The sequence below is a fragment of the Marinobacter sp. BW6 genome (genome assembly GCF_008107725.1).
GTDB lineage: Bacteria > Pseudomonadota > Gammaproteobacteria > Pseudomonadales > Oleiphilaceae > Marinobacter.
The window spans coordinates 283558-307122 of record NZ_VIRN01000061.1; the positions used below are offsets into that span (position 1 = coordinate 283558).

Consider the following 23565-nt stretch of genomic DNA (forward strand, 5'->3'; position numbering starts at 1 on the left):
ACCAGATCCTTGGTCACATCGCCTGCAAAATCAGTTGAGAAAGTTACCAGTAGTCTACAGGAGAATCAATGAACTGTGTCTCCGACCGTAAACTGTACCACCCGATTCAATGACCATCAGACACCAGTGTGCCGTAGATTACTGACAACTGTGAGCTTCCGGTTTACTCTTCAGGATGAGAGAGGGTAACGTGCGATAATCTATCGGAAAATAACCACTGCAGCACTCCAATCCACAGGGCTTCTGAACACAAGGGCGATCCCGCGAAACTATGGCGTCTGAAGAAGAAAAAGGGAAAGTTGAGATCAGCATATTCAAGCGGTTTGCAGCCGCAGCAGGTTTAAATTGTGAATATGTTGAAAAGCAATCGCCCGAGGATGGAAAACCCGATCTGAAATGCCTGATCGATGGCGAAGTCATCTTTTTCGAGTTGACGGAAGCTTGCTCAGAAGACGTCGCCAAGGCAATCGCGAATCCCCGCAGTATGAACGACCCGGGATTGGCTCGCGCTATTGACTACACCTCCGAAACTTACAAAAAGAAGATAGCCAAGCGGTACGCTGTGAGCGAACCAATCGAACTCCTTATCTACAACGTCGGCCGAACGCTGCTTTCGGATGATGTGTTGATCGACAATATCCGCGCCATATCAGACAAGAACAAGGGGCCATTCAGAAAGGTTTGGTATTTCGGGGAACACGTGAGCGAGCTCTGAGAGGAGGGCGCGGCGAAGAACCACGCCCGCTCTGACTTACTCGGGCTTGTAAAGCCGCTGGATGCTGGAGAAGTCCAGGCTGCCATTGCCCTGTCCGGCGTGAAGCTGGAACAGGTTGCGAGCCAGAGAACCCATGGGGATGGAGGCCTGGTTTTTGACGGCGTTGTCGAACGCCAGCCCCAGATCCTTTGTCATCAGATTGACCAGGAAGCCGCCCTCGTAGTTACGGGACGCGGGTACGCCTTCCATTACCCCGGGCCACGGGTTGTAGACGTTCAACGCCCAGTTGCCACCGGAACTCTGCTTCATGATTTCCGAAAGCACTGCCGGATCCAGCCCATTCTTCACACCCAATGCCAGCGCTTCACTGGTTCCGGACATAAGGATGGCCAGGAGCATGTTGTTGCAGATCTTGGCCACCTGACCGGAACCATGGTCACCGGCGTGGAAGATGTTCTTGCCCATCGCATCTAGGATCGGCTTGGCCTTGTTGAAGGCTTCTTCCGAGCCGCCACAAATGAACGTCAGCGTACCAGCCTTGGCACCACCCACGCCGCCGGAGACTGGCGCATCCAGGAACGGGATGTCCTTGGCTCGTGCCACTTCGGCCACGCCGCGTGCTGTTTCAGGCGCAATGGTGGAGGAGTCGATAACCAGGGTACCAGCCGGCAGTTTGGCCAGCAGGCCATCGTCACCCAGGTAGACCGCTTCCACGTGTTGCCCAGCAGGCAGCATGGTGATGACACATTCAGCGCCATTGGCGGCTTCGTGGGCCGTGTCTGCCGTTTTTGCGCCTTCGGACACCAGCGCAGCTACAGCATCTTTGGACAGGTCGAATACGGTGACCTCGTGGCCCGCTTTCACCAGGTTACTGGCCATGGGGCCGCCCATGTTACCGAGGCCTATAAAGGTAATTGTTGCCATGTTCATTCTCCTTGTTCTTATATTTCGGGTGTTTGTCGGATTACGCTTTGCTAATCCGACCTACGATTTGGTTACGCTTCGGGTAGGTCGGATTAGCGAAGCGTAATCCGACAACCAGGCCAGCCATCATTTAAAGAAATCGTCAATCCAGGCGCTGTCCATTTCGGCAAGGGACGCATACCGCCAGCGGGGCTGCTGGTCCTTGTCGATCAGAAGCGCTCGGATGCCCTCCGCGAACTCACCCTTGGTCAGGCACTTGGTGGAGAGCACCAATTCCTTGTCGAGAACTTCCTTGAGGCTGTCGTGTTTGCAACCGTGCAGATGGCGCCAGACCAGAGCCAGGGAGGTCGGCGAGGCGCTAGCAAGGGAACGAGTCGCCTTCGCCACCCATCCGTCGCCACCGGACAGCTCTTTCAGCTGGTTAACCGTTGCTTCCAGGGAGTCGGCATCGGTAACCCGGTTGATCTCATCGAAATGAGTGCGAACCGGTGATGCCGGCATGGCATCGGCGCTCTCACGCTCGTATTGGCGAAGCACGCTACCAACCACCGCATGGGCGTCCTCACCCTGCCAATCGCGCTTGCATAGCTCAGCCACAACCTCGGCCTTCAGCTCGTGCCGAATGAATCGGTCCGCAAGGCCAGTGAAGATCGCATCGGCACCGTTGAGTCGGGCACCGGTCAGGCCCAGAAAAAGACCGGTGCGACCGGGGGTCCGATTGAGGAACCAGCCGGCGGCCACGTCTGGGTAGAGGCCGATGGTGATCTCGGGCATGGCTAGTTTCGAGGCTTCCGTGACCACCCGGTGGGAGGCCCCCTCCATAATGCCCATGCCGCCTCCCATCACAATACCGTGCCCCCAGCACACAATCGGTTTCGGGAAGGTATGGATCAGGTAATCCAGTTCATATTCCTCATTGAAGAATGCTTCGCCTTCACTGGCGCCCTGAGGCTCGGTCATGCTGCGATACAAGGCGACGATGTCGCCGCCGGCGCAGAACGCCTTGTCGCCCTCGGATTCCAGCCAGACGGCCTGGATAGCAGGATCTTCCGCCCAGCGCTTCAGTTGCGGCGTCAGCAACCGAATCATCTCCAGAGACAACGAATTCAGCGTTTTGGGCGTATTCAGCCTGGCCACGGCGATCAGCGCGCCACCGCCGGTTTTCCACTCTTCAAAGATAATGGGTTGATCACTCATAACAGGTCCTTGGGCCAGCTTGCTTCGGGCCGGCTTCAGCGGTTTTTCCATTCCGGCTTGCGCTTGTCGAGAAACGCGTTCACGCCTTCTTTCTGGTCTTCGGTGGAGAACAGCTCAACAAACAGCTCCCGCTCCATGCGCCAGCTGTCGTCGTGGCTGCGGCCATCGCGGGCGCTCATCACCAGGGTCTTGCAACGGGCGGTGGACGACGGGCTCTGCTGGCAGGCCATTTCAGCCAGTTCGAGGGCCTTATCAAGGCTCTTTCCGGTTGGCACCACCTCTTCAACCAGGCCGATTCGCAATGCGGTATCGGCTTTCACCCGCTCTCCGCAAAGAATCATCCGCTTGGCCCAGCCCTCGCCTACCAGCCAGGGCAGGTTCTGGGTGCCGCCGGCACAGGGCAGCAGGCCCACGCCTGCCTCGGGCAATGCCATCTGTGCATGCTCCTCGGCAATTCGGATGTCGCAGGCCATGGCGCACTCGAGGCCGCCCCCCATCGCATAGCCGTTAACCGCGGCGATGGATACACCGCGGAAACGACCCAGCGTGGAGAACGCCTCGCCAAACAGCTGCGCCATCTCATTGGCCCGGGCTTTATCGCCATCGGCGAAAGTTTTCAGGTCAGCACCGGCGGAATAGAACTTTTCGCCCTGCCCCGTCATGACCAGGGCAAAGATATCCCGGTCTTCGTTCAGCTCCTTGATGATGTTCGTCAGGGCAATCAGTGAATCCTTGGTCCAGGTGTTGGCCGGCGGATTGTTGATGGTCAGTACCGCGATGTGTCCGCGTTTTTCGAGTTGGATAAGATCGCTCATGGGGATCTCCTTATTGAATCGCTTCAGCCACGCCGTCATCGAGCAGGCGACGGGCCACAATCAGACGCATGATTTCGTTAGTGCCTTCCAGGATCTGGTGCACTCGCAGGTCGCGCAGGTAGCGCTCAAGCGGGTATTCGCGAATATAGCCATAACCACCGTGCAGTTGCAGCGCTTCGTTGACCACCTCGAAACAGGCATCGGTGGCGAAACGCTTGGCCATGGCACAGTGCAGAGTTGCTTCCGGATCGGCGTTGTCGAGCTTGAAGGCACCCAGACGAACCATCTGCCTGGCTGCGACCAGATTGGTGGCCATATCGGCCAGTTTGAACTGCAAAGCCTGGAAAGCCGCCAGCGGTTTACCGAACTGTTCACGTTCGTGCATATAGTTGCGAGCGCGCAGCAGCGCGGCCTGGGCGCCACCGAGGGAACAGGTGGCGATATTCAGGCGACCTCCATCGAGACCCTTCATGGCGATGGCAAACCCGTCGCCTTCTTCCCCGACACGGTTACTGGCCGGAATGCGGACATTCTCGAGGCTGATCATCCGCGTTGGCTGGCTGTGCCAGCCCATTTTCTCTTCGTTCTTGCCGTAGGAAACGCCATCGGCATCCGCGGGAATCACGAAGGTGGAAATACCCTTGTAACCGGAATCCGGCGCTCCGGTCCGGGCCATCAACACCAGGATGTCGGTCGCTCCGGCGCCAGAGATAAATACTTTACTGCCATTGATCACATAGCTGTCACCATCGCGCACCGCCTTGGTACGAAGGCTGGCCGCATCTGAGCCGGCACCTGGCTCGGTCAGGCAGTAGGAGGCAAGCCACTCGCCGCTGGCCAGCTTCGGCACGATTTCCTGTTTGAGATCGTCCGAGGCAAAACTGGCTACCATCCAGGTGGCCATGTTGTGGATAGTGATAAACGCAGCGGTGGAAGGACACGCCGCTGCGAGTTCTTCCACAATCACCGAGGTGTCCAGCCGGGACAGACCCATGCCGCCAAGCGCTTCGGGGGTGTACATACCCATGAAGCCCATCTCGCCGGCTTCCTTCATCATATCGACCGGAAAGATATGCTCGTCATCCCACTTCGCGGCGTGGGGCGCCATGGATTTTTCCGCAAACGCCCGCGCTGCCTCGCGAAACGCCAGCTGATCTTCGGAGAGGTTAAAGTCCATCGTTACGCTCCAGATAGATAGGGCTTGGCATTGGGTGGGAAAAACAAGGGGCCGGAAACGGGTTCCGGCCCAAATACCCCACCTTCAACGCAATTAACGCAACTGGATAGAGAAGTTGGCTTCTGTGCTGGTCGCTTCGCTGGAGAACCAGCGGGAGGTAACCGTTTTGGTTTCGGTGTAGAAGCGAACCGCCTGCTTGCCGTAGGCATGCTGATCACCGTAGAAGGAACCCTTCCAGCCGGTGAACGAGAAGAACGGCAGGGGCACTGGAATGGGGATGTTCACACCCACCTGGCCTACGTCAATCTCATGCTGGAAGCGACGCGCGGCACCACCGGAACTGGTGAAAATGGAGACACCGTTGCCATACGGGCTCTTGTTAACCAGATCGATAGCATCACCGAGCGTGTCTGTTTCCACGCAGGACAGCACCGGACCAAAGATTTCTTCGTTATAGATGTCCATCTCGGTGGTTACACCGGAGAACAGCGTCGGACCAACCCAGTTGCCATCCGGTAAACCGTCTACCGTGCAACCGCGGCCGTCCAGCAGCAGATTGGCGCCCTGGGCTTCACCGGTCGCAATCAGGGATTCGATACGGTCTTTCGCCTTGGCGGAGATAATAGGGCCATAACTGGCACCGGAATCGTTCCAGGCACCGGGGCGTACCTTCGCCATGGCGTCTTTCAGCTCTGGAATCCACTGTTGGGCTTCGCCCACGAATACTGCCACGGAGATTGCCATGCAACGCTGTCCGGCAGCACCTACGGAGGCACCGACGAGGGCGTTGAGCACTTGCTGTTTGTCGGCGTCCGGCATGATCACCATGTGGTTCTTGGCACCGGCAAAACTCTGTACACGTTTCATGTTGCGGGTGCCGGTTTCGTAGATGTAACGGCCCACCGGTACAGAACCAACGAAAGAGACCGCTTTTATGGCGGGATCGGTCAGAAGGACATCAACCTGTTCCTTGCCACCGTGGACCACCTGCAGGACGCCCTTGGGAGCACCAGCTTCTTCAAACAACTCGGCAAGGCGCGTCGGGGTCAGCGGATCCTGCTCGGACGGCTTGAGGATAAAGGTGTTACCGCAGGCAATGGCCATCGGGAACATCCACAACGGAATCATGGCCGGGAAGTTGAACGGGGTGATACCGGCGCAAACGCCCAATGGCTGGATCCAGGAGTGGGTGTCTACTTCACGGGCCACGTTTTCAACGGTCTCGCCCATCATCATGGAGGCAACGTTGGCCGCGTGCTCGACCACTTCAATGCCGCGCCAGACATCGCCCTTCGCATCGTCAAAGGTCTTGCCGGTTTCCTGGGCCAGGATTTCGGCGATCTCGTCATGATGCTCTTTCAGAAGGGCCTGGTATCGAAGCATCACACGAGCACGCTCGGAAACTGGCACTTCTTTCCAGGTCTTGAACATTTCGCCAGCGCTTTCGATGGCCTTGCGCATTTCCGCGTCCGTGGTGCACGGAGCCTTGGCGATCACTTCGTTGGTGGCGGGGTTGGTGACGTCGATCCATTCACTGGTTTGGCTATCGACAAACTCACCTGCGAGATACAGCGGTACATTTTTCATGTTGATGTCCCTGTTTGTTGTTGTGCGGGAAGCCGGCCGGAACCATGGGATTGCGGCCACGTTTCATCAAAGGCTAGCACGGGATCGCCAAAAGGGGTGATTGACTAAATTTCGCCCGTGATGGACTATCTTTCGATAAAGCTCAAACAAACAAGACCAGAAATGACCCAAACCTCTCAATGGCCGGTGCCCAAAGACAGCATTCGCTATGTGGTGCCTGAACCGATCATTCGACTACTCGCGAGCCACCCACTCACCCGGGACCTATACCCTCTGGCATTCGGCCACTACCGCCGCGCCGTCGGCCACCATATGCACCGGGAGCACCATCGCGACAATCTTTTGATCTACTGCACAGAAGGCCGGGCATTTCTGAACGTTGGCGGCGAGCCCTATACCGTGGAGGCTGGCGATCTGCTGCTTCTGCCAGCCGGAGCCAATCATCGCTATACCGCCGACCCGGAGAATCCCTGGACCATCCACTGGGTGCACTACACCGGTCCCTTGGCAGAAGACTTTCGCAATTACATGGGCTTCGACGGCCCGAACCGTATCCGCCACCTAGGACGTCAACCTCGCCTCCTGGTGGACTTCAATGGCCTGCTGTCGGTGCGACAGACCGGCTTTCGGGCCCGCGGCCTGATCCACGCCGCCAACCGGCTTCGGCAATTAATGGCGGCGGTTCCGATCAACGCAGACGAGACAGGCCACGAGCGGCAGGCGGAACTGGAGACCATCCACAACTATATGCGGGAGCACCTGGATGAGCGTATCAGCCTGGAGCAACTCGCAGATCTTGCTGGCCTCTCACCTGCTCATTTTGCGACCCGCTATCGTGAACAGACTGGCACCTCTCCGATCCAGCATTTCCTTCACCTGAAGGTGGAACGGGCCTGCCAGATGCTGGACACCAGCAGCCTGAGTTTTGCTGACATAAGCCGGCGGCTGGGCTACGACGACGCTTACTATTTTTCCAGGCTTTTTAAAAAGGTAATGGGCCAGTCACCCCGGGATTACCGGCATACCGCCCGACACTGACCCGTCACCGGGGGCCAGATTAGGACCTGCCGCTTTCTACGACTTTTGTTGCAGGAGTCGAGGGGTTAGGCTTGGTGTATCGAATGACAAGAAGAGTGAGTGCATGGCCATGTACACCATTGAAATTGATGAAACCTTTGACGTGCCCCGACGGCGGGTTTTTGCGCTGTTCGCCGACCACTACCGTTTCGGAAAACTGCTGGGGGCGCCAGTCAAGCGTATCAAGGACAGTGATCAGGCCGATCCCAACGGCATTGGTTCTGTTCGCAAGATCGGTATCGGGCCCGTTGGCCTGGAAGAAACCGTGACCAACTTCGAGCCAGATTCATTGATCGAGTACACCATCACCAGCATGAGCCCGATCCGCAATCATCTCGGGCGTATCCGATTTGAGGACACGCCGGAAGGTCAGACCAGAGTAAACTACACCATCACTTTTGAAGATATCGTGCCGTTCACCGGGAAGGTGGTCAGCAGCGCCCTGGAGCAGGGCATTCGCCGCGGGATCAAACGGGTACCCAGGCTGGCCTGAAAATCGGCAACAACAAATCGTTACTTGATGAATATCAGAGAATTGACCTGAGGCAATAGTTGGCTTTTGTCAATTTTGTAATCTCCGCGCAGCTTGCAATATCCGGCCATTCCGGCCGGATCAAACTGTATTCTGCGGGAGACCGAAATGGCAGCCGAGCCGATTGTCCTGTTCGATGACGGACACCACAAATGCCTGATGTTCGATTCCCTGGTAACCGGCGAGGGCGTCCAGTCCAACCAGTTCCTGATTGTCGATGGCAAACATGAAGCACTGATTGATCCGGGCGGAGACCTGACCTACACCCCACTGTCTGTGGCGGCATCACGCTACATGAACATCCGCGACATGGACTACGTGTTCGCCTCTCACCAGGACCCGGACATCATCGGTGCCATCGACCGCTGGATCGTTCATACCCGCGCGAAGATCGTAACCTCGAAACTCTGGGCAAGGTTTCTTCCGCATCTGGTTTCCAGCTACGTGACCAACCAGCTCAGCGGCAGCGTTTACGACCGCATCGTTAGCGTTCCGGATGCCGGCGCCAATGTGAAATTCGGGGAATCCTATCTGCAATGCCTGCCAGCCCACTTCATGCACTCCGTGGGCAACCTGCAGTTCTATGACCCGGTCTCGAAAATCTTGTTCTCAGGTGACCTTGGAGCCTCTATGGGCGGCGAGGACGATCACCTGCCAGTGAAGGATTTCGACAAGCACATACCCAGCATGATTGGCTTCCACCGCCGATATATCGCCTCAAGGAAGGTGTGTCAGCTGTGGGCGAATATGATCCGGGAGATGGATGTGGCTGCGATTGTTCCCCAGCACGGAAAGCGTTTCGAGGGGCCGGTGATGGTCGATCGCTTCCTGAACTGGGTCAGCGACATGGAATGCGGCATCGACCTGATGACCCAGGATAACTACCGGCGCCCGGTCGATTACGTTTAATTGCCAGAAGACAGACACCGCGACCGGGAAAATTGTTTCTCCGGTCCGGTGGTCGGCTCCAGCGCTGATAAAAACTGCTGCGCCGAGGGCTGGCCACCGTCAACCGCCGCCAGACGGATCAGGCAAAGCCCCTCAACCGTGGCGCCCCGGTCGTACAACCTCTTGCCCAGCCACCAGCGGGCATCGCTGTTACCCGCTTCTGCAGCTCGTCGATACCAGAAAATGGCCTCACCTTTGTCCGTGACGGTCCCCAAGCCCGCTTCATAGGCCATGGCTACTTCGACCATGCTGATCGAATCACCTGTCTCGGCCGCCCGAAGATACCACTGGAAGGCTTTCTCCTGGCTCTTTTCAACACCCTGCCCCTGAGCATACATGTTCGCCACATTTAGCATGCCCTGGCGACTGCCTTCTTCAGCCAGCTCAAGGTACTGCTCGAACGCGGATTCATACTGGCCCATTTTGTAGACCACATAGGCATTGAGACCCCGGATCATATCCCGTGCCACCTGATCCTGATCGCCGGTTTCGTTGCCCGCAGCCCTGGCAACCGAACAGGACAGCAGCAGGCACAGAGCGAGCGCCCGGACTGCCATTCGCGTTAGTCGTTGTCTGTTCATTCTGTCCTCGACCACCTTGAAGGTTTTCCCTCAACGCTAGCACCCGTCTGCCGGGAGGTCTGTGCATCAAAAGTGCTGTCCTGCTGGCACCTTGGTATCGGCGGATCGTGAAAACCATCCCGGAACAGGGACCAAATAAGCCTGTCCCAAACCGGTAATGTTGAGTAAAATCCGGCCTTTTACAAAGAACCAAGGGGCAGTGCAGATGGGCAGAGCCTACCAGAATCGCAAAGAGTCCATGGCCAAGACGGCTGCGGCAAAAACCAAGGTCTACAGCAAGTACGGCCGTGAGATTTACATGAGTGCCAAGTCCGGAGGCCCTGATCCCCAGGCCAACCTATCCCTGCGCGGACTGATCGAGCGAGCCAAGAAAGACCAGGTGCCTTCCCACGTGATCGAGAAGGCCATCGATAAGGCCAAGGGTGGCGCCGGTGAAGACTATGCTGCAGCTCGCTACGAAGGCTACGGACCGGGCAACTGCATGGTGATCGTGGACTGCCTGACCGATAACCCGAACCGCACATTCGGCGACGTGCGCCTGGCATTCACCAAGACCAAGTGCAAGATCGGCACGCCCGGCGCCGTGTCTCACATGTTCGACCATAGCGCTATTTTCGCGTTCAAGGGTGAAGACGAAGAAGCCGTACTGGAAGCGCTGATGGAAGCGGATGTCGATGTCACCGACATCGAGAATGAAGATGGCCTGATTACCGTGTTCACACCAAATACCGAATACGCCAAGGCTCGCCAGGCCCTGGTGGACGCAATCGAAGACATCGATTTTGAAGTGGATGAAATCCAGTTCCTGCCCAAAACCTCCACGCCGGTAGAGGGCGACGACATACCCATGTTCGAGAAATTCCTGGACATGCTGAACGAACTGGACGACGTGCAGAACGTGTTCCACAACGCAGAACTCCCAGAGCAGTAAACATCCCGGCCTCCGGCCGTGCAGGAAGACAGCACTATGCAACAAAACGCTCCGACAAGCCGCAGAGCGCGTGTGGTGGTCCTGAAAACAGGCACGACCTATCCCGACATTCGGGCAAAGTTTGGCGACTTTGACGAATGGTTTCTGCGCGGACTGTCAGACGATCTGGATATCACCGTTGCCAACGCCGAGGCCGGCGAACTGCCGGGAAACCCGGAGGACTGGGATGGCATTGTGGTGACAGGCTCGCCTGCCATGGTCAGCGACCGGGCAGAATGGAGTGAGAACGCAGGGCGTTGGCTGGCGGAAGCGGTTAAGAACGAAATTCCGGTACTGGGTGTCTGCTACGGGCATCAGTTACTGGCCCATGCAATGGGCGGGGAAGCGGGCTACCACCCGGATGGCCGGGAAACCGGCACCCACGAGGTTGAACTCCTCCCCGAAGCCGCCTCGGATGCCCTGTTCCGGGAGCTACCGGAAACGTTTCCGGCCCAGTTGACGCACCGGCAATCCGTGCTGCGCCTGCCCGAGGGCGCAGTGTTGCTGGGACGCAACCGGTTCGAGCCCCATCAGGCGTTCCGAATCGGCACCTGCGCCTGGGGCGTGCAGTTCCATCCGGAATTCACAGACGCAATCATGAGTGCCTATCTGAAAGTACAGGCGCCGGATCTAACCCGGGAAGGACTTGATGCGGATGCCCTGATCACCGGTGTGAAGCCAGCGCCGGATGCGTCCTCGCTGCTTCCCCGTTTCAGCAGGTTCGTGCAGGATCGGATCCGATAAACGGCGGGCCGGCCGTTACTGTCAGTCGAGGATGTAGGCAGTTTTTTCCAGCGCCTGCTCTTCTTCATCGATGAAGCGGAACTCATTCCAGCCAATGCGCACCATATCGTTGCTGTTGAGGCGCTGCCGATCAGCAACCCGCAGTTCGTTCACAAAGGTGCCATTGGTGCTGTTGCTGTCGGTGATGTAGTAATCCACCGTCCCTTCCAGATAGGCATTAGGGACCGCTTCTATCAGCGCATGCTGACCGCTCACAGAAATCTCATCGATCTGGATGTCGTTGTCCGGGCGCCGGCCAATGCGGGTTTCCGGTCGGCCGAGTTCAAAGGTGTTAACAACAACGTTATCCACCAGTTGCGAAAGCGAAGCCATGTCAGTTTCCTCAATACTCCAACGTCAGTAATACCACAGACACATTGTCACCGGCCTCATTTGCCAGGCCGGCATCAATCAGTGCCTGAACCGTGCGTTCCATGCCGTCACTTTCCTTCAGGATTTCAAGCCACCGGGATTCCGGAACAGATTCGGTTAATCCATCGGAACACAGCAACAGCACACCCCCCTCATCAAGGCCTTCACGCCGATAACTGGGTTCCGCCTGCTCTATCGCTCCCACAGCCCTGGTCAGAACATTCCGGAACGGCACATTGGGCACATCAGCCTCGGTAATGCTGCCGTCTTCCAACATGTTCTGGACGACGGTGTCGTCCCGCGTCAGACACACCGCCCGACTACCGCGCAGGCAGTAACACCGGGAATCGCCGATATGAGCAATATGCGCCTGGTTGCCACTTACCCAGACTACGACCAGTGTGGTGCCCATCTTTTCAAGTCTCGGATCCCCGGAACGGCGGCTTACTATCCGCTCATTGGCCAGTACGAAAGCCCTCTGCAGGTGTTCCTGAATGACTTTATCTGTAGCTTCGGACGCAGCTCTGGCAATTTCCGGCTCAAGGGATTCGATAACGGCGTCAACCGCAAGACGGCTGGCAACCTCACCGCCCTGATGGCCGCCCATGCCGTCGGCAACCACCAGCAACGCCTGATCACCGGAATCATTGACCCGCCAGTCGACAACGTCCTGGTTCGACTCCCGGACGGCCCCTCGATGACTTTGGCCGGCAACGTGATATCGCATCAGGACACCTCCTGGCCCGCTTCGCGAACGGCGAGACGACGCACAGCCTCGGCCATGGTTGCTGCGCTGGCGAAACGCTTGTCCGGTTCGCGCTGGATGGCCTTGTTGATCAGTCGGACCACACCGTTGGGCAAATCGGCATTGAATTCGCGGACGCTGCGCGGGCGTTTGTTGAGAATCTGGTAGGTCAGGTTCGCCAGGGTATCGCCCTGATAGGGCGTTTCGCCGCTCACCAGCTTGTAAAGCGTCACGCCCAGACTGTAAATATCGGAGGCGCCAGCCACCTTCTGGCCCTTCAACTGTTCCGGCGACATATACAGCGGGCTGCCCATCACCGCGCCGGTGCGCGTTCGCGAGTCGTCGGAGATCTTGGCAATACCGAAATCTGTGATCTTTATATCGCCGGTGTCGGGATTAAAGATGATATTCCCGGGCTTGATATCGCGATGGACGATTTTCTGGCTGTGGGCGTAGGCCAATGCGTCCGCCACCCGGGCAACGATATCCAGCACCCTGGGCAGGGGCAGTAACCGGCCGGCTCTGCCGAATTCACTGAGCGGGCGCCCCCTGGCATAGTCCATGGCAATGTAGGCGAGGTCTGCCTCCTCGCCAACGTCATACACAGTGACGATAGCCGGGTGATTCAGGCGCCCGGCGGCTTCTGCTTCCCGGAAGAATCGCTCCTTGAGGTCCTGAAGCTGGCCATCGTCGAACGCCTGGTAGCTCAGGGTCTTGATAGCAACGGTTCGGGCAATCTTCGGATCCTTGCCCAGATAGACCACACCCATGGCGCCGCGGCCAATCTCCCGCTCGATCTCGTACCGCCCTAGAGTCGGACGGCTCACCGACGGCTCCGGCATCAGCAGGGTACGGGTATTGTCGAAACTGCCGGCCTGCATCAACGAGCTATCCGGAGCCAGCTTCTCCAGTGCTGAGAGTCTTGAGGCAGTATCCCGGAAACCCTTCTTGCGTTCCTGGATACCGCGGTAGGTGCTGACTGCCTTGTCATACTGGCGCTTGCGTTCCTGCTGGATGGCGATGTCGTAGCGCAGTTCGAGCTCGCCCTCACATTCGGGGCATCGATTGAGCGCCTCAAGGGCATCGTCGGTGTGCCCCTGCTGTAGAAACACCTTGGCCAGTTTCAGCCGCGCATCACGGACATTATCTGTCAGAGCGCGGATGTGTTTTCGCGGCTGCAGCCAGAACAGCATCACCACATAACCGACCACCAGCAGGGTGAGCACCACTCCAAACGGCACCCAGGCATTGCGATAGAACATCAGGGCCGCCTGTATCACCACGAGAGAGCCACCGAGCAACAAGGTCACCGGCAGGGAAACCGCGGCGCCCATCGCGGGAATGGCCAGCACCAGATAAAGTGCTGCAATGGCGAGCCCTGCGGTAACTGCCATATCAGACCAGAGCGGCTCCGAAAGGCCCCGGTCGGCCATTGCCGGCCCAAACGCCTCCTGAGGGACAATCGCAGCCGGGGTAGCGCCCTCTGGTACACCGAGAATGCTGAACAGCGCCCGGTCGGCCCAGCCAATGAGGGCAAGCTGGTCTCCCGTCAGGGCAAACACAACGGCCAGCACGAGAACAACAGCCCGCAGACTGAACAGGTGCGGTATGAAAGAGAGTATGGCGTTCACAGGCAACTTTGTTATAAATGATTGATCTGACTAGTTTAGAAAGCGTTGCGGTACTGCGATACAACCACCGGGGTGTTTTTTGTAAGTGTTTGTTTACCTGAGAGAGAGGTCACGTATAGTTATTTCGTCGTTTACCTCAGGGATGATGGAAATATACACATGACAATAAAGCTACTGATTTTTCTGCTGTTGCTCACTCTGGCTGGCATCGGCCTTTACCATACCCAGAAGCCACTGCCTCCGGGCATCAGCTACCGGGGAGCCTCAGTACCGTTGGAGGAACCGGTCCTGCTGACGGATGTCACCCGCCACTATCAGGATGGCCGCGATGAGAGAGATCATGAAATTTTCGACGAGGTGTTCAGGCTGATCGGGCAGGCCGACGAGTTCATTCTCATCGACATGTTCCTGTTTAACAGCACCGGGCCAGAGGATATCGCCCACCGCCCATTGGCGAGGCAGCTGACCGAAACCCTGCTGGCCCGGAAAGCGGAGAAACCTGAGCTGTCGATTACCGTTATCTCCGACCCTCTGAACACCATGTATGGCGGCACTGCCTCACCCTGGTTTGAAGCCCTGCGCACTGGTGGCATTTCAGTTGTCGAGACGGCACTTCGCCCGCTACGGGACAGTAATCCGACCTGGTCTTCGATCTGGCGCCTATGTTGTCAGTGGTTTGGAAACGACCCGGACGGCGGATGGCTCGACAACGCCCTGGGCACAAAGCCCGTCACCATTCGAAGCTATCTCGCACTGCTGAATTTCAAGGCCAACCATCGCAAGCTTGTGGTCGTGGATGAGGCGGGTTCCCTGAGAGCTATTGTTACCTCTGCCAACCCCCACGATGGCAGCAGCCGGCACAGCAACCTGGGGCTGAGCTTCAAGGGGCCGGCGGTGATTGATTTGCTGAAAAGCGAGCGGGCCGTTCTCGCCATGTCAGGAGCGGACACCAAGCTGATCGATGAACGGATCAGCCAGGCTTCCGAAGTCACCGCGGAAGCCGACAAACCCGAAAGGTCCCGGGTCGCGGTGCTGACCGAATCGGCAATTCTGGACCAGGCACTGGCCATGATTGCCGAGGCCTCTGCTGGCGATCAGCTGGACCTGGCCATGTTCTATCTTTCCCATCGCGACATTGTCCAAGCCTTGATGGGCGCGGCCAAACGGGGTGCGGCGCTGCGCGTTCTGCTTGATGCCAACAACGAAGCCTTCGGCCATCAGAAGAGTGGCATTCCGAACCGACAAGTCGCCATGGAACTGGTTCGTGCGGGCATTCCTGTCCGTTGGTGTAATACCCTGGGAGAGCAATGTCACAGTAAGCTGCTGATGTTGGTGAAAGAAAGCGGGGCGACAGAACTGCTCCTGGGTTCGGCCAATTTTACCCGGCGCAATCTTGACGATCTGAATCTCGAAACCGATGTCTGGGTGTCGGTGGCGGACCAGTCGCCGGTTGCCACCAGGGCCCGGCGATTCTTTGACCGGCAGTGGCAAAACGGTCCTGGTGACGATCCGGTGATGAGTCTGCCCTACGAGCGTTGGGCCGACGAATCCGGACTTCGCTACTGGCGCTACCGGATTATGGAGGCGACCGGCCTGTCGACCTTCTGAACAGAAAAGGACAAGAGCCATGACAACGCCCGTGCATGCGCGCCCAATTGCAGATCGTATCCACTGGCTGATGGAACTCAGCAAGGCCCACGCAGTCAGTTTCTGCAGCCCTGAAAACCACCTGGCAAGACAGCGCTATCTGGCGGAGCATAATACCCAGATCATTGCCATGAAGTGCATGGACGGTCGCATTCACCTGCCCTACGTGACCCAGACGCCCCTTGGCGTCATTCATCCATTCAGGAACCTAGGCGGCATTTTTGAGCTCGGCTGGCCCTACCTCGGCGATATGCTGGCCGATACGGTTCAACAGGCGGTAAGCCACGGACGGCGGGTGCTGATCATCATCACCTACCACTATTCAAAAGGAGCGCGGGAGCGGGGCTGTGCTGGCTTTGACTGCGACCGTGAGGCCGCCATGAGTCACGCCTTCCAGATCCGGAACCAGGTGGAAAAGCTGTTTGGGACCGGACACCAAACGGTCTATCCACTGGTGTGTGGTTTTGAGAGTGATGAGGATGCGCTGGTTCTGCATGGCAGTCCCGAGCGAACGCTGGACCTGTCCAAGGTGCCGGTGTCGAGGCTTAGCGACATGACCTCCGAAATCGCCGCTCTTTGCCCGGATATGCCAGGCCCCGTTCAACGCGATCTGCTACCCCTCGTCGAGGGCAATATCCGGCACATCAACGAGATTCGCCAGGTCGATCGGGAACTGAACATAGAGCACCGGGAGTGGGTAATCTGCCTTGGCAGGGGGTTTGACTTTCTGCATGCGCCGAACGTGGCCCTGATCATTGGTCCCTACAGCCCGGATCTGTCTCATCCGATCCGTCAGGCCGCAGGGATTATCAAAAAGAATATGGACAGCGGCCGGATTCCGGACGATGGTTTCCTGCTGCTGTGCTCTGCGCCATACCAGGAACCGGGTACCCAGAAGGCCCGGGCGGAACTGAAATCTGCGTTCCTGGCAGACTTCGGCGCCACCGTTATCCAGGAGGCCTTTCCTGACCTTGCGAGCAGAATGGTCACACGCTCGGCTATACTTCATTGGCCCGAGCGAAAGCTCGAAGTGCGTAGATCCTGAATATTTCGTATGTTGAGGGAACGCATAAGACTGTTCTATCGTCGGGATAATGCAACGTGACTGAACACATCTGCTACTTCGGAAGTAGCCAACAACAGGAGTGACCCATGTCAGGCATTCGCAAGCACCTGAGATACGTTTCTTTTTTCATGGCCATGATGATGGCCCTGGGCTCCGTCTGGTCAGCCACCGCAACCGCCGGCATGGTTGGAACCGGCGAGATGATCGGGCAACAACAGGTTCAGCTGGATCGACAGGAGCTGATCAGCATGCTCGACAGGCAGGATGTCCAGGCCAAGCTGGCAGACCTGGGCGTCAGCCAGGACCAGGTCAAGGAACGCATCCAGAACCTCACGCCCGCGGAACTCGCGGATTTCGAACGTCAGCTTGCCGAGGCTCCTGCAGGGCAGGATGTGGTCGGCATCATTGTGTTGTTCCTGCTGGTATTCATTATTACCGATATGCTCTGTGCTACTAACGTCTTCCCGTTCGTGAACTGCGTTCGATAGCGGAGGCAGTGACCGTCATTTTTCCCACACTAAAAGCGACATCCAGCAGGCTGATCCTGATATTACTGGTCAGCCTGCTGGCCGGCTGTGCCAGTGCTCCCAAATGGCCAATGCCGGGAGCAAACCAAGTCTCGCGGCCTGACCGGGTTATTCTGGACGATGTGCCCTTCTATCCCCAGGAAAGGTACCAGTGCGGGCCTGCCTCATTGGCCATGATGCTCAACAGCCAGGGGCTGCAAACCGACCCGGAAATCCTGAAAGAGCTCGTCTATATTCCCGGCCGTGAGGGATCGCTGCAGATCGAAATGGTGGCCGCCGCCCGGGCCCACGGCATGCTGGCTTATCCTCTGGAGAAAGAACTTGAAAGCCTGCTTAGCGAGGTTGCCTCGGGCAATCCTGTGCTGGTGATGCAGAACCTTAGGTTTGGCTGGTGGCCGCAGTGGCACTTTGCGGTTGTCGTCGGCTATGACGCCGGGGAGCGAGACCTGATTCTCCATACCGATACCCGCAAGCGTGAAGCGATCAATCTGGAAGTTTTCACCAATACCTGGGGGCGGGCCGACAACTGGGCCGTCACTATTTTGCCACCGGATCGGGTTCCAGCTACCGCAGTACCGCTTCGTTTTCTGCAATCCGCCCATGACCTCGAGACAACCGGGCGAACCACAGCCGCAGGCATTGCTTATAAGACTGCCGAGATGACCTGGCCGGACCAAGCAGCGGCCACTATGGCCAGAGGCAACCTTGCCTGGCAGTTGGGCCGCCAAAGCGAGGCAACGGGGCATTTTCTGCGCACGGTGAAACGTTTTCCGGAATTCGCCGAGGGCTGGAACAACCTTGCTTTCGCACTGCAGGCGACCGACTGCGCAAACACTGCAGCCCAGGCGGCGAGGTGTGCCGCAGCCCTGGCACCGGATCGCTTCGGTGAATCGGAATTGCTCAAACACGAAGGCACCAAATCCGCAGAACAGTGCCCTGCACTGCCCGAGTGCCCAAGGTAAGAACCCTAGGCAGGCTTCCGGAACAGCGCCACATCTTTTCTCGGTATTTCCAGGTGCCAGCCAAACCGGTTGGCGAGCAGCTTGAAGGTGAATTCCCGGTAGAACACCACATGGGTCGGGTCACGGCGATAATGCCAGTTGTTGAACCGGTCATCGTCGGTCTGAAAGCAGGTCATGACACCCAGCCAGCCGCCTGGCCTGAGCATCCCGTCAAGATCCCTGAAGACGCCGGCAGGAGCGTAGAGATGCTCCACCACTTCGGTGCAGGTGATGAAGTCGTAGGTTTGATCCAGAACGTCTGCAGAGGGATAAAAGTAGGGATCGTAGAGACTGACAGCCATGCCTTCCGCCTCAAGCATTTGCGCCAGTGCCGGGCCTGGCCCGCATCCGAAATCCAGCCCGCTGGCGCCCGTTGGCAGACGCTCAAGCAGAGGTTCCGTCAGTTTCGAGAGGAATCTCCGATAACCTGGATCAGACGGGTCGTTATCATGCAGTTGATAGATTTCCTGCTCCTGCTCGGGCGGTAACCGGCAGGACGCATCCATCACCGTGGCTTCGCAGACATCACATCGAAGGTAACGCTGGGCCTTCACCACCCGGAAATCCAAGAGGCTGCCCTGCTCGCATACCGGACAAAGACTCACGCTTTCACCTCGGATCAAGTCCCGCGGCCGCCCTCATCCGGTTGTCGAGCTCCCGGGCGTCAATCTGATCGGACGCTATTATCTCTGCCCGGCTATAGGCTTGCGGTTCACCCTGAATGACAGTCAGGGCACCATCAACAACATTGAGCGCCCGCCAGCCATCGACGGTGTGGACCACAGCCTTGAAGCGAACAAAAGCCGAGTCCATGGCCATCACCAGCAATGCGTTCTCATCGAGTATCAGTTCCGGATGGATCCGCCAGCCGACACTGAAGTGCCCCTGTCCCTGATTGGTGATCTGCTGCCAGGGTTCGTCATTGATCGAGGGTGCCGGAGAGGCGGTCTTTTGATGGTGGTGATGGTGAGCATCCGGATCGGTCACTGGTAGGGCATCTGACTCGCCGTCCAACCAGCCTGGTGCCAGCTGCCCAAACCGCGTGTGGTGAATCGCGCGCTTGGCAGGATCCAGTTGTGCGGCCCACTCGTCAAAACGAATCAATTGCTCTGGCGTGCAAAGATCGGTCTTGTTGGCAACGAGAATATCAGCCGCAGCCACCTGGTCACGGAACTGCACATTGCCGAGCACCTTCGGCTCTTCGAGCCTCCGGGGGTCCACCAGACAGATCACCGGGCCAATGGCGAGTACATCCCGGTAGTGCTCGCTGGTCAGGGTTTCCAGAATCTGGGAGGGGTGGCCGAGCCCGGTCGGTTCAATCAGCAGTCGATCCGGCTTTGCCTTGTGAATCAGCTGGTTGAGACCTATTTGCATCGGCAGGCCGGCAACGCAGCACATGCAGCCCCCGGGTATTTCCTTGATGAAGGCGCCTTCCGTTTGCAGCATGGCGCCATCAATGCCCACCTCGCCGAATTCGTTGACCAGAACCGCCCAGACCTCGTTTTCCGGTTTGCTTTTCAGAAGATCCAGAATGGCGGTGGTTTTACCCACACCCAGAAAACCAAGAATAAGGCTGGTAGGAATAGGTTGCGTCATGGCGCCGGAGGCACTCCTTTGAGAATCAAAATGTTATAGTATAACAATTTAGCCGCCAGGACGATCCTGCTTCAGGAACAGTCCGACGGCCTTATCCGATAGCAGGGCATGAGCAAGTGCCGGATAGGGCAGATAGTGAACAAACAGGGTGGCGAGGGTGACGGCATCCATGCCGGCATCCAGGAACATCCAGGCCCCAAAAGCGACGAACAGGGCACCCAGAAAACCGCCATAGATCCACAGCGCCCGTGAACGCTCCTCCGGCATCGGCAAACGCTCAAGGGTTCGTGCGATTGAGAAGCTCATGTAGACGGCAATAAGGGCAGCAATGACCAGTGACGCCAGCAACCCGGTAAATCCGATCAGATACCGGAACAGGTAGTTGGTCAGGAAGAACAGGGCGATGCAGGTAACGGCAACAATGGTGATGCGTGTCTTTTCCATGGCGGCTCAGGGTTTGTTGGTTTTATGGATAGGCGCAAAGAATGGCAGAGACGCCCGGAAAGAACCACCCCTGCTGCGACCGGGGTTCCAGACTGATATGATGCCCGACATTCTCACTGGCAACCGGACACCCGATGACCACTGGCAATTCCACCCGGCTCAACAAATACATCAGCGAAAGCGGCATGTGCTCCCGCAGGGAGGCCGATCGCTATATCGAGCAAGGCAACGTCTACATCAACGGTAAAAGGGCCGCTGTAGGCGACCAGGTGCTTCCGGGAGACACGGTCAAGGTGAACGGCCAGGTGATCGAGCCACGGGCTGAAGAAGACCTCGTTTTCATTGCACTGAACAAACCGGTAGGAATTGTCAGCACCACGGACAGCGCCGAGAAACACAATATCCAGCGCTTTGTCGGTCACAGCGAACGTATCTTCCCGATCGGACGCCTGGACAAGGACTCCCAGGGCCTCATCTTCATGACCAGCAACGGCGACCTGGTCAACAAGATCCTGCGGGCGGGCAACAACCACGAAAAGGAATACCTGGTTACGGTCGACAAGCCCGTCACCCGGGAATTCGTCGAGGGGATGGCCAATGGTGTCCCGATCCTGGGCACGGTGACGAAAAAGTGCAAAGTGTCGCGGGAGTCACGATTTGTCTTCCGGATCACTCTGGTTCAGGGGCTCAATCGCCAGATCCGTCGGATGTGCGAGTATTTTGGCTACGAGGTTACCAAACTCGAACGTATTCGGATCATGAACGTGAGTCTGAAAGGGCTTGCGGTAGGCCAGTGGCGGGATCTGAACGAGAAAGAGCTGGCCGGGCTGTTCGATGCCATCCGGGATTCGTCTTCCGAGGCACCGTCCAACTCTGGCAAGCCGGCAAAAAAGAAGCCCGGGGCCAAGGCCAAACCACAACCCAATCGCAAGCCTGGCTCTGCATCCGCACCAGGCAAACCCGGCGGCGCTCGGCGGCCCGGCCCGAAAGGCAAGCCCGCGCCTGGCAAAAAGCCTGCCTCGGGCAAACGGCCCAAAGGCGGTAAGCCAAGGCAGAAGAGCGTTAAACGTTAGGCCGGGTTTGCAACCGGCCGCGTCGGACTACTTTTTGACCCACTTGCCGCCCATTTGCACATACTGGCCAGACGGAGTCTTCTCAATGGCCTTTTTGCCCGCAACGGTCTCCACCTGGGTTACCGGGATGTTGTGTTTCTCGGCGATACGCTTGTACTCATCCCGACGGGCGCTGTTAATGGCTTCCACCACTTCCTTCGCCTGCCCTTCGACGCGCACCACCTCCAGATAACCTGTCGGCGTTTCCCCAACCAGCCCCTGCTGCTTGACCGAGTCCAATTTCTGTTTGGCCTCATCCAACCCCATGGCAAGCACAGAGGCACTGATACCGAACGCCAGAACCAGCGCAAACATCTGCATCAATCGTTTCATCTTCAACCCCTTAAATTTCCGGACACAGTCAGAACAGGCCCTGCTCGCTGAACAGGTCATCCACTTCCTTATCCACTTTGACGTAGATTTCGTGTTGGATTTTCACGTTCAGATTGACCGTAATCGGCTCCTTCGGTGCTGCCATCTGCACTGTGGGTGTGCAGGCAACCATTGCCAGCGGCAGCATCGTTATCATCAGTGTTCTTGCCAAAGGCGACCTCTCAGGCCGCCCTGGCCGCAAGGGTTTTCTCATGGTGCTGTCTCCTCACCGGATTCCTGCAGCAACTCCCGGACACGTTTGGTCACGGCCTCATTAACCCTGCCACTCAACTGCAGACTGGTCAGCAGCGCGGGAATGTCTTCTTCAAGATTGACATTGAGTACCACCGGCTGCCCACCCCTGAGTTCAGGGTTCTTACCTTCAAGGCGAAGGCCAAGGGTTAACTTACCCTGTTCATCGTAGTCTATCGTGCTGTTGAGCACTGAATAGTGAAAGTTTTGCAACGCCTGAACCACAACGTCCATGGCCTGGTTGCCACCCAGCATCGCCTGGAGTTTGTCCGCCGGCAGTTGCAAACGGCCACCCGGATCGATTGCTGTGACACTTCCCTCACTTACCTGCACACCGTCTCTACTGATACCGAGAGGGATGCGCCCGCGAAGCAGTCCGCTCCCTGCCAGCCCCTCCGCCGGATACACCTCCACTAGACGACTGAGGGAAACATCCTGGACCTCCACAGGGATCCGGCCAGAGCCATCTTTCAACTCGTACACCCCAGGGGGAATCCTGAGAGAACCCTCAAGGAACCGGGCTCTGGCCTGCTGAACCTCCAGGCTGCCCGCCAGCAGTTCTGTCACCGGCGCGTTGTAATCCCCGGAGAAACGAACCGAGCTGACCGGAATTCCGGGATTGATCTCGCCAACGGTCATGTCCCTGAAACTGGCGGTGACCTGCGAATTATCGAACGATCCCCGAACCTGACCGGTGAGTCCGGACACCGCGGTGCGGTTGTAGACACCCTCGACGTCCGCCAGTTCAGCACGGCCACTGGCCTCAAGTTCACCACCCGCGCCGGTAGAGAATTCCATCGACAAACGGGCATTACCAGAATCGACCGTCAGAAGATCCGGCCAACCGGCCAGGGTGTCTGCCAGGGCCCGAACGCCCTGTTTACCGTCGATAACAGAATCGATGGCAACCGAAACGCCGCCATCGGGATTAAGCTGGATGTCGAGATCGGCCGTGAGGCCGGACGCAGAGACCAGCGTTCCCTGGACCCTGAGATCAGCCAGACGGCCAGCTGCCCTACCCTCGAAGGTCCATGCCTGCGGCAGCAGTTGTGGATGCTCAACACGCGCGGCGTCGACCCTTATATCGCCATCAAAGGTGATGCGCTCCGCCCAGGAGCCGGACGCGCCGTAGTCCAAGGTAACGGTGGAATTGCTGAGATCTGTCCGAAGCGTGTTGAGCTTCAACCGCTGCTCCGCCCCGGTAAACGTCAGGTAATCCGTCACAATCAGGGAGGAAGGGGCAAATTCGATGGTCGTGGAACCACTGTTGGCCGTCACAGAGGGCCTGATATCAGCCTGGTTTCCGGTGACTTCCCAGCCACCGGACCGGATATCCGGCAATGCCATACTTATCGAGCCCTGCTCAACGGCGAAGGTCCAGCCTGCGACCGCCAGAGGCCAGGCCACCAGTGCCAGGCCAACGGCCCCAAGAAACCCGTAGCCTATGCGTTCAGGCTGTACAGACCCTTTACCGGGCAAAACGACACTCCTGTC

General features: G+C 57.8%; 26 protein-coding genes. 11 read left to right on the top strand and 15 right to left on the bottom strand.

Features of this window, described 5'->3' with window-relative positions:
- The first annotated feature begins 271 nt into the window (after positions 1 to 271).
- On the top strand, positions 272 to 715 hold the full coding sequence (locus FMN52_RS06955; RefSeq protein WP_088557830.1) for a hypothetical protein: 444 nt from the start codon (positions 272 to 274) through the stop codon (positions 713 to 715).
- A 36-nt stretch (positions 716 to 751) separates the two neighbouring features.
- On the opposite strand, the gene mmsB is transcribed toward FMN52_RS06955, so the two are convergent.
- The 5 genes from mmsB to FMN52_RS06980 form a co-directional block, all read right to left on the bottom strand.
- Positions 752 to 1639: a 3-hydroxyisobutyrate dehydrogenase gene (gene mmsB / locus FMN52_RS06960; RefSeq protein WP_148607958.1), complete on the bottom strand. Its 888-nt coding sequence runs from the start codon at positions 1637 to 1639 to the stop codon at positions 752 to 754.
- A 126-nt stretch (positions 1640 to 1765) separates the two neighbouring features.
- Entirely contained in the window at positions 1766 to 2836 is a 1071-nt protein-coding gene (locus FMN52_RS06965) for an enoyl-CoA hydratase/isomerase family protein (RefSeq protein ID WP_148607959.1), read from the bottom strand.
- A 35-nt stretch (positions 2837 to 2871) separates the two neighbouring features.
- Positions 2872 to 3651 carry an enoyl-CoA hydratase gene (locus tag FMN52_RS06970; RefSeq protein ID WP_148607960.1) on the bottom strand — a complete coding sequence of 260 codons (780 nt, stop codon included), beginning with the start codon at positions 3649 to 3651 and terminating at the stop codon, positions 2872 to 2874.
- Between the two features lie 10 nt (positions 3652 to 3661).
- A complete protein-coding gene (locus tag FMN52_RS06975) occupies positions 3662 to 4828 on the bottom strand; it encodes an acyl-CoA dehydrogenase family protein (RefSeq protein ID WP_148607961.1) in 1167 nt (388 codons plus the stop codon).
- Positions 4829 to 4921: 93 nt separating this feature from the next.
- Positions 4922 to 6415, bottom strand: a complete 1494-nt coding sequence (locus FMN52_RS06980) for a CoA-acylating methylmalonate-semialdehyde dehydrogenase (protein WP_148607962.1) — start codon at positions 6413 to 6415, stop codon at positions 4922 to 4924.
- 162 nt (positions 6416 to 6577) lie between these two features.
- Here FMN52_RS06980 and FMN52_RS06985 point away from each other — a divergent pair, with 162 nt between their 5' ends.
- The 3 genes from FMN52_RS06985 to FMN52_RS06995 all read left to right on the top strand — a co-directional run bounded on the left by FMN52_RS06985 (position 6578) and on the right by FMN52_RS06995 (position 8933).
- A complete protein-coding gene (locus FMN52_RS06985) occupies positions 6578 to 7453 on the top strand; it encodes an AraC family transcriptional regulator (RefSeq protein WP_148607963.1) in 876 nt (291 codons plus the stop codon).
- A gap of 103 nt (positions 7454 to 7556) precedes the next feature.
- Positions 7557 to 7985, top strand: coding sequence for an SRPBCC family protein (locus FMN52_RS06990; RefSeq protein ID WP_148607964.1), 429 nt, complete (start codon positions 7557 to 7559; stop codon positions 7983 to 7985).
- A 147-nt stretch (positions 7986 to 8132) separates the two neighbouring features.
- Positions 8133 to 8933, top strand: coding sequence for an MBL fold metallo-hydrolase (locus FMN52_RS06995; RefSeq protein ID WP_148607965.1), 801 nt, complete (start codon positions 8133 to 8135; stop codon positions 8931 to 8933).
- Here the strand turns inward: FMN52_RS06995 and FMN52_RS07000 are convergent.
- Positions 8930 to 9553, bottom strand: coding sequence for a tetratricopeptide repeat protein (locus FMN52_RS07000; RefSeq protein ID WP_240339411.1), 624 nt, complete (start codon positions 9551 to 9553; stop codon positions 8930 to 8932). The two genes, FMN52_RS06995 and FMN52_RS07000, sit on opposite strands and share 4 nt — an antisense overlap.
- A 205-nt stretch (positions 9554 to 9758) precedes the next feature.
- Here FMN52_RS07000 and FMN52_RS07005 point away from each other — a divergent pair, with 205 nt between their 5' ends.
- Both FMN52_RS07005 and FMN52_RS07010 read left to right on the top strand, forming a co-directional pair.
- Positions 9759 to 10484: a YebC/PmpR family DNA-binding transcriptional regulator gene (locus FMN52_RS07005; protein WP_148607966.1), complete on the top strand. Its 726-nt coding sequence runs from the start codon at positions 9759 to 9761 to the stop codon at positions 10482 to 10484.
- 36 nt (positions 10485 to 10520) lie between these two features.
- Positions 10521 to 11267 carry a glutamine amidotransferase gene (locus FMN52_RS07010; RefSeq protein ID WP_148607967.1) on the top strand — a complete coding sequence of 249 codons (747 nt, stop codon included), beginning with the start codon at positions 10521 to 10523 and terminating at the stop codon, positions 11265 to 11267.
- Between the two features lie 21 nt (positions 11268 to 11288).
- Here FMN52_RS07010 and FMN52_RS07015 read toward each other — a convergent pair whose 3' ends face one another.
- The 3 genes from FMN52_RS07015 to FMN52_RS07025 are packed head-to-tail and all read right to left on the bottom strand — an operon-like array spanning position 11289 to position 14054.
- Positions 11289 to 11639, bottom strand: coding sequence for an FHA domain-containing protein (locus FMN52_RS07015; RefSeq protein ID WP_064227218.1), 351 nt, complete (start codon positions 11637 to 11639; stop codon positions 11289 to 11291).
- A gap of 10 nt (positions 11640 to 11649) precedes the next feature.
- On the bottom strand, positions 11650 to 12405 hold the full coding sequence (locus FMN52_RS07020; protein WP_148607968.1) for a protein phosphatase 2C domain-containing protein: 756 nt from the start codon (positions 12403 to 12405) through the stop codon (positions 11650 to 11652).
- Positions 12405 to 14054 carry a serine/threonine-protein kinase gene (locus FMN52_RS07025; RefSeq protein WP_148607969.1) on the bottom strand — a complete coding sequence of 550 codons (1650 nt, stop codon included), beginning with the start codon at positions 14052 to 14054 and terminating at the stop codon, positions 12405 to 12407. Before FMN52_RS07025 ends, FMN52_RS07020 begins: the two co-directional genes overlap by 1 nt.
- A gap of 159 nt (positions 14055 to 14213) precedes the next feature.
- Between FMN52_RS07025 and FMN52_RS07030 the strand changes: the two genes are divergently transcribed.
- The 4 genes from FMN52_RS07030 to FMN52_RS07045 all read left to right on the top strand — a co-directional run bounded on the left by FMN52_RS07030 (position 14214) and on the right by FMN52_RS07045 (position 18256).
- The gene (locus FMN52_RS07030; protein WP_148607970.1) at positions 14214 to 15662 is read left to right on the top strand and encodes a phospholipase D family protein; all 1449 of its coding nucleotides are present in this window, start codon (positions 14214 to 14216) and stop codon (positions 15660 to 15662) included.
- Between the two features lie 19 nt (positions 15663 to 15681).
- Entirely contained in the window at positions 15682 to 16746 is a 1065-nt protein-coding gene (locus FMN52_RS07035) for a carboxysome shell carbonic anhydrase domain-containg protein (protein ID WP_148607971.1), read from the top strand.
- A gap of 107 nt (positions 16747 to 16853) precedes the next feature.
- Positions 16854 to 17255, top strand: coding sequence for a PA2779 family protein (locus FMN52_RS07040; RefSeq protein ID WP_148607972.1), 402 nt, complete (start codon positions 16854 to 16856; stop codon positions 17253 to 17255).
- Between the two features lie 8 nt (positions 17256 to 17263).
- Entirely contained in the window at positions 17264 to 18256 is a 993-nt protein-coding gene (locus tag FMN52_RS07045; RefSeq protein WP_240339412.1) for a PA2778 family cysteine peptidase, read from the top strand.
- A 5-nt stretch (positions 18257 to 18261) separates the two neighbouring features.
- Here FMN52_RS07045 and FMN52_RS07050 read toward each other — a convergent pair whose 3' ends face one another.
- The 3 genes from FMN52_RS07050 to FMN52_RS07060 form a co-directional block, all read right to left on the bottom strand.
- Positions 18262 to 18801, bottom strand: a complete 540-nt coding sequence (locus tag FMN52_RS07050; RefSeq protein ID WP_240339427.1) for a class I SAM-dependent methyltransferase — start codon at positions 18799 to 18801, stop codon at positions 18262 to 18264.
- Positions 18802 to 18904: 103 nt separating this feature from the next.
- Complete coding sequence (locus tag FMN52_RS07055; protein WP_148607973.1) at positions 18905 to 19891, bottom strand: GTP-binding protein; 987 nt, start codon at positions 19889 to 19891, stop codon at positions 18905 to 18907.
- Positions 19892 to 19939: 48 nt separating this feature from the next.
- Positions 19940 to 20335: a hypothetical protein gene (locus tag FMN52_RS07060; RefSeq protein ID WP_148607974.1), complete on the bottom strand. Its 396-nt coding sequence runs from the start codon at positions 20333 to 20335 to the stop codon at positions 19940 to 19942.
- A gap of 134 nt (positions 20336 to 20469) precedes the next feature.
- Between FMN52_RS07060 and rluF the strand changes: the two genes are divergently transcribed.
- A complete protein-coding gene (rluF, locus tag FMN52_RS07065; RefSeq protein ID WP_148607975.1) occupies positions 20470 to 21408 on the top strand; it encodes a 23S rRNA pseudouridine(2604) synthase RluF in 939 nt (312 codons plus the stop codon).
- Positions 21409 to 21435: 27 nt separating this feature from the next.
- Here rluF and FMN52_RS07070 read toward each other — a convergent pair whose 3' ends face one another.
- Genes FMN52_RS07070 through FMN52_RS07080 form a run of 3 tightly spaced genes read right to left on the bottom strand, consistent with a single transcriptional unit; the run spans position 21436 to position 23550 of the window.
- The gene (locus FMN52_RS07070; RefSeq protein WP_148607976.1) at positions 21436 to 21780 is read right to left on the bottom strand and encodes a YdbL family protein; all 345 of its coding nucleotides are present in this window, start codon (positions 21778 to 21780) and stop codon (positions 21436 to 21438) included.
- Between the two features lie 28 nt (positions 21781 to 21808).
- Entirely contained in the window at positions 21809 to 21976 is a 168-nt protein-coding gene (locus tag FMN52_RS07075) for a YnbE family lipoprotein (RefSeq protein WP_205424913.1), read from the bottom strand.
- 53 nt (positions 21977 to 22029) lie between these two features.
- Positions 22030 to 23550, bottom strand: coding sequence for a YdbH domain-containing protein (locus FMN52_RS07080; protein ID WP_240339413.1), 1521 nt, complete (start codon positions 23548 to 23550; stop codon positions 22030 to 22032).
- Positions 23551 to 23565 lie beyond the last annotated feature (15 nt).